Source organism: Bacteroidota bacterium (genome assembly GCA_030017895.1).
In the GTDB taxonomy this organism is placed as follows: Bacteria; Bacteroidota; Ignavibacteria; order UBA10030; family BY39; genus JASEGV01.
This window is the reverse complement of record JASEGV010000007.1, coordinates 57870-64339: the sequence shown is the minus strand read 5'-3', so window position 1 is coordinate 64339 and position 6470 is coordinate 57870. Positions and strand designations below refer to the sequence as shown.

General features: G+C 40.9%; 4 protein-coding genes. All 4 read left to right on the top strand.

What is annotated here, in order from left to right:
• Positions 1-386: 386 nt before the first annotated feature.
• The 4 genes from QME58_02665 to QME58_02650 are packed head-to-tail and all read left to right on the top strand — an operon-like array spanning position 387 to position 6467.
• On the top strand, positions 387-2036 hold the full coding sequence (locus QME58_02665; protein ID MDI6802735.1) for an efflux RND transporter periplasmic adaptor subunit: 1650 nt from the start codon (positions 387-389) through the stop codon (positions 2034-2036).
• Positions 2037-2090: 54 nt separating this feature from the next.
• The gene (locus tag QME58_02660; protein ID MDI6802734.1) at positions 2091-2504 is read left to right on the top strand and encodes a four helix bundle protein; all 414 of its coding nucleotides are present in this window, start codon (positions 2091-2093) and stop codon (positions 2502-2504) included.
• Between the two features lie 54 nt (positions 2505-2558).
• Positions 2559-5894: a CusA/CzcA family heavy metal efflux RND transporter gene (locus QME58_02655; GenBank protein ID MDI6802733.1), complete on the top strand. Its 3336-nt coding sequence runs from the start codon at positions 2559-2561 to the stop codon at positions 5892-5894.
• 45 nt (positions 5895-5939) lie between these two features.
• Positions 5940-6467: a DUF2231 domain-containing protein gene (locus tag QME58_02650; GenBank protein ID MDI6802732.1), complete on the top strand. Its 528-nt coding sequence runs from the start codon at positions 5940-5942 to the stop codon at positions 6465-6467.
• Positions 6468-6470: the final 3 nt, after the last annotated feature.

Sequence of the window (6470 nt, the reverse complement as noted above, 5' to 3'; positions counted from 1 at the left end):
AGATGTTTCGCTTCGCTCAACATGACAAAAAGTCAATTCTGCGTAACTTCAGTAAGATAAATTGAATCTCCGCCATAGGCGGATGCGTCTTCGACGCAATCGAATCATTTGACCATCGAATCGATGAATCGATGAACTAATGGATAATTGGATAAATGGAAAATTGAACATTGAATAAAAATCAACATACCGCTCCTCTGGAGCGGAATAAAATATTTTACAATGATCTACATACATTAGAGTCCTACGGACTCTTCTAAAGAAAACAAGTAATTGTCTCCAGAGGAGACAAATGTCTGTAGATATAATTATAGGAACAATACCGACTCCAGAGGAGTCGAATGTAAAATATCAAACAGTATTGAGTGAATAACAAAGGTAAAATTATGAAGAAAAAACTAAGTATCAGCATTGTAACATTGGTTCTCCTCGGAGTAGTGGGATGGTTTCTCTATCCAACAATATTTCCATCCAAACCAGAAAGAAAAATCCTATACTGGACCGATTCTATGATTCCTGGTGATAGAAGCGACCATCCCGGTAAATCTCCGATGGGGATGGAGCGAACTCCAGTTTACGCAGAAGAAGTTAAAACCGAATCAGTCACCAAAGCAGAGTCGGCAGAAAAAAGCTACTACACATGCCCAATGCATCCATCGGTTGTATCAGACAGGCCAGGTGCTTGCCCTGTTTGCGGAATGGCTCTTGTCAAAAAGACAAATCAGAAAGACGCTTCGGCTGAAGATTTAGCTATGTTACAATCGGTCAGTCTATCCCCTACTCAGCGGGTTATTGCAAATGTTGCAACCGAAACTGTGAAAAAGCAAACAATCAGTCGGAAAGTCACCGCAGTGGGCGTTGTGGATTTTGCAGAACCGAATCTTGCAATTGTACCGGCAAGATTCAGAGGAAGACTCGAGAAGCTGAATGCGAACTATACCGGTGAGGTTGTTAAGAAAGGTCAGCCACTGTTCGAGCTTTATAGTCCTGATTTAATCTCGGCTCAGAACGAACTTCTTCTCGCTGCAAAAAATAAACAAGAAGGATTACTTCGGGCTTCTCGCGACCGATTACAAATTCATTTCGGTTTATCCGAGTCACAGATTTTCGAAATCGAAAAGAATCAGAAGGTTTTGTACGCTATTTCTTTCCCATCCCCCATTTCAGGCACGGTAATCTCTAAAGAAATCCAAGAAGGTCAATATGTTGACGAAGGTATGTTACTTTACAAACTTGCTGATCTTACGAGAGTATGGGTCTATTTAGACGTGTATGAGAAAGATATTCAGTTCATAAAGATTGGCTCTGCAGTTCAATTGATAACTGAGTCATATGCAAATGAAAGATTTGATGGTAAAGTAACTTTTATTGAACCGGTCGTAAATAATGAAACCCGTACTGTTCGTGTGCGGACTGAATTTAACAATCCCACTGGAAGATTGAAACCGCAAATGTATGTAACAGCACAGATAATAACTCAATCAAAAAATACGATTGTCGTTCCGAGTTCAGCCATTATCTCTACAGGAAAAAGGGATGTTGTTTGGATTGAAGTGAAGGAAAATAGATTTGAGCCGCGAGATGTTGTTGTTGGAATTCAAACCGATGACCGTGTTGAAATATTAAGCGGACTTAAAATAAGTGATATAGTCGCTGTAACAGGTGGTTATTTACTCGATTCTGAGAGCCAGCTTCAACAACCCGCAGCAACCGGTGGGCATCAGCATGGAACTTCAACAGAAAATAAAACATCGACCGATGAAAATACTAAACCATCGAACGAAGTAACGATCATTGTTGACGGTGGATACTCGCCTTCAACGATTCATGCAACGAAAGGTAAGAAGCTTACCATTCACTTTGAGCGGCACGATGAAATCAAATGTACTGATGAAGTTGTATTTCCAGATTTTAAAATAAAGAAATATTTAACACCACATAAAACAACCACAATCGAAATTACACCGAAGCAAGCCGGTGAATACAGATTCCACTGTGGGATGGATATGCTTGAAGGAAAAATTGTAGTAAAATAGATTGTAGATTACAGATTTGAGATTATAGATAATAATAATTGAAAGAATTATTTTATGACAGATGAAGGATATAGAAAACTTGAAATATATAAGAGAAGTCATGAACTTGCTGTTAAAGTACATGCATTGACTCTGACTTTGCCGAAATTTGAAATGTATGAAGAGGGAAGCCAAATTCGCCGTTCAGCAAAATCAGTTTCTTCTAACATCGTTGAGGGATATTCATTACGAAAGTATAAAAATGAATTTCTTCTCTACTTGAATCGTGCTTATGCATCAGCCGAAGAAACAATCGAACATCTACAGTTCTTGTATGATACGAAATCATTGAAAGATGAGAAACTCTTCAAAGAGTTAATTGAAGGTTATGAAGAAGTTTGCAAGATGATTTTTAAATTTATGCAAACAGTGCTAAACATACACGAAAAACCATATTCCGTCAAAGAAGACGAACCATCGTATCTTTAGTATACAATCTGAAATCCCAAATCTGAAATCTAATCAAAGTTCTACGGAGTTATCATGATAGAAAAAATAATAGACTACAGTGCAAGAAATAAATTCATTGTCATTCTCGCTTACTTGCTAATTATCGGCTGGGGTATATGGGCTGTTTTTCATACTCCATTAGATGCAATACCCGACTTATCAGAAAATCAGGTGATTGTTTTTACTGAATGGATGGGTCGTTCACCGCAATTGATCGAAGACCAGATTACCTTTCCACTCACCACTGCCCTTCAAGGTATTCCGGAAGTCCACGCAATTCGCGCTCAATCTATGTTTGGAATGTCTTTCATCTTCATAATCTTTGAAGAGAAAACCGATTTGTACTGGGCGCGGAGTCGAGTATTGGAAAAACTCTCCGTTGTTCAACCATTGATGCCACAAGGTGCCAAAGTTCAGCTTGGTCCCGATGGTACCGGAGTTGGTCACGTATTCTGGTACACCGTAGAGGGTAAGAGCGATTTAGGAACACTGCGAGCGGTTCAAGATTGGTACATCAAATTACACCTTCAAGGTGTAGCGGGTGTTGCCGAAGTCGCATCAATCGGTGGATATGTTAAACAGTATCAAATCGACATTGACCAAAATAAGATGAAAGCATACAACGTATCCATAACCGATATACGGAATGCGGTAATGCGCTCGAACAACGACGTTGGCGGAAAGATTTTGGAAATCTCGGATGCTGAATATTTTGTCCGCGGACAAGGTTACATCCAATCAATAAGAGATGTTGAGAATATAGTTGTATCTACAAGCTCAAGTGGAACGCCTGTTTATATTAAAAATTTAGGTGTCGTCCAGCTTGGTGGCGATATTCGTCGCGGCTCGCTCGAGAAAAACGGAGAAGGGCAAGTTGTTGGCGGAATAGTTGTAATGCGTTACGGTGAAAACGCAAAAGATGTAATTGACCGAGTCAAAGCTAAGATAACGGAAATTTCTGCAGGGCTTCCAAAAGGTGTTGAGATCAAGCCCGCATACGACCGCACCGATATCATCATGGCGGCAGTAAATAATCTAAAAGGTACGCTTCTCGAAGAAGCAATTGTAGTCAGTATAGTTGTATTTTTATTTTTGCTTCACTTCAGAAGTGTGCTGCGTGTGATTATCGAAATCCCGATTGCAGTGCTAATGGCATTCATACTTATGAAGACTTTCGGAATTACTTCAAACATAATGTCGCTCGGAGGGATTGCGATTGCTATCGGTGTAATTGTCGATGCTTCAATTGTGCTTGTTGAAAATGCGTACCGGCACGTGGCGGAAGCACAAAAAGAAAAAGGAACTTTGACGAAAGAAGATTACATCGAGATATCGATTCGGTCGGCTAAACAAGTTGGACCAGCAATTTTCTTTTCAGTTGCAATTATGGTTGTTTCCTTCCTTCCTGTTTTCCTACTCGAAGGTCAAGAGGGCAAACTCTTCCGCCCTCTCGCGTTCACAAAAACATTTGTGATGATTGGTTCAGCGATAATTGCAATTACATTAGTTCCGATGTTGATGACGATGCTAACTCGCGGTAAATTTAAAGGTGAAGAAAAACATCCTATCGGCAAAATTCTAAATAAAATCTATGCACCCGTAATTCGCTGGGTTTTAAAATATCGCAAGACAACCATCGCACTTAACATCATCGCGCTTCTCATAACAATACCGATGATGACGAACATCGGCTCAGAATTCATGCCGCCCCTCGACGAGCAGAGTCTGCTCTTTATGCCGGTTACGCTCCCCTCCGCTTCGATAACTGAAGTAAACAGAATTATGCAAGTTCAAGATGCAATCATAAAATCTGTCCCTGAGGTAGAGTCGGTGCTTGGTAAAGCAGGTAAAGCTGAAACATCAACGGACAACGCACCTGTGAGTATGATTGAAACTATTATCATACTGAAACCGAAAAGCCAATGGCGACCCGGAATTACAAAGGATGATATAATTGCCGAACTTGATTCAAAACTTCAAATCCCAGGTGTACGAAATGGCTGGACTCAGCCCATCATTAATCGTATCAATATGCTCTCAACAGGCGTGCGGACTGACCTTGGTATAAAAATATTCGGTAAAGATTTGGATACGCTTGAGCAATTGGCAATCAGAACCGAAAATGTTTTGCGTAAAATTCCCGGCGCTGCCGATTTGTACGCTGAGCGAGTTCAAGGCGGACTTTTCCTCGACATAAATATTGATAGAGAGGCAGTCGCTCGTTACGGAATAAACGTTGGTGATGTTCAAGATGTAATCGAAACTGCGATCGGTGGTGAGAATATCGTAATGGTGATTGAAGGAAGACAGCGCTTCCCTATCCGCGTGCGTTTTGGAAGAGATTGGAGAAATAATCTCGAAGCGCTTAATGATCTTCTTGTGCCGATTAATTCTAAAAGCATGGGGAAATCGAGTGCGGCTTCAATGTCGTCTGCGAAACCGAATAGCAACGGACAATCGAGCAGCTCTATGGGTTCAACGAGTAATTCTGCGCAACAATCCGAAATCCGAAATCCGAAATCCGAAATCTCTCAACCTTCTTCCGTTTCTTCTCGCGGTTACATTCCACTTGCTCAACTCGCAAAAATCGAGATAGTACCTGGTCCGCCAATGATATCTAGCGAGAACGCACAACTTCGTTCAATCGTTTATCTCAATGTTCGGGGGCGCGACATGGGAAGTTTTGTAAATGAAGCAAAAGAAGTTTTGAACAAAGAACTCAAACTACCCGCTGGATATACACTCCAATGGAGCGGACAGTGGGAGAATCAAATCCGAGCGCGCGAACGATTGCAGTTACTGATGCCGATGGTTTTCTTCATTATATTTGTAATGCTTTATTTTATTACAAAGGATTTTAAAGAAGCATTTGTAGTAATGCTATCAGTTCCTTTCGCACTCATCGGTGGTGTGTATTTGATTTATTTTTTAGGATACAACTTTTCGGTTGCCGTATGGATTGGATTTATTGCGCTATACGGACTTGCAGTTGAAACAGGTGTTGTAATGGTTGTATATCTCCACGAAGCGCTCGATAAACGTTTCAGGTCTTTTGAGCTTGGCAAGCGTGGTCCGCTCACGATGTTAGACATTACTGAATCGACGATTGAAGGTTCAGTGCTGCGATTGCGTCCGAAGATTATGACAGTCGGGACGAGCTTAATTGCACTACTGCCGATAATGTGGAGTGCGGGTGTAGGTTCGGATGTTATGCGTCCCATCGCCGCACCGATGATCGGCGGATTAATTACATCCACAATTCACGTTTTAATTGTAACACCGGTTTTGTTCAGTTACATGAAAGAACGTGCATTAAAGAAAGGAAAATTAGAGACTTCAAAAATGGCAAGCTGGATGAAAGAAGGATAAACTGAAAATATTTGAATCTGAATAATCACATAAAGGAAAAATAACATGCAAAACATACATCCGTATTTTGTACACTTTCCGATTGCAATTCTTTCGGTCGGATTGATTTGGGACTTACTTGGAATCTTATTGAAAAAAGAATCTCTCAAGAATGCCGGCTGGTGGGCACAGCTTTTTGGGACTGCCGCTATCATCATGACGATTGTTACCGGTTTAATTGCAGCCAACGCGATTCCACACAATGAAGCTTCGCATGAAATCATGGAGACTCATGAAACTATCGGATTGATAGTCGGTGGAGTTTTTATTTTACTGTTTATCTGGAGAAGTATTTTAAAAACAATGTTACCGTCAAAGAATCTCCATCAATCGATTTACTTGGCTATCGGTGGACTTGCTGTAATTGCAATGCTCTATGGTGCTCATTTAGGTGGTAAGTTAGTCTACGAGTTTGGTGTAGGTGGAAGCGCTGTACAACAGCAAGCGCACTCGCACCAGCATAATGAACCGAACGAGGAACATGAGCATGAAGGCGATCAGGATTCCACAGGCGAATCGGAACATCAACATTAAATC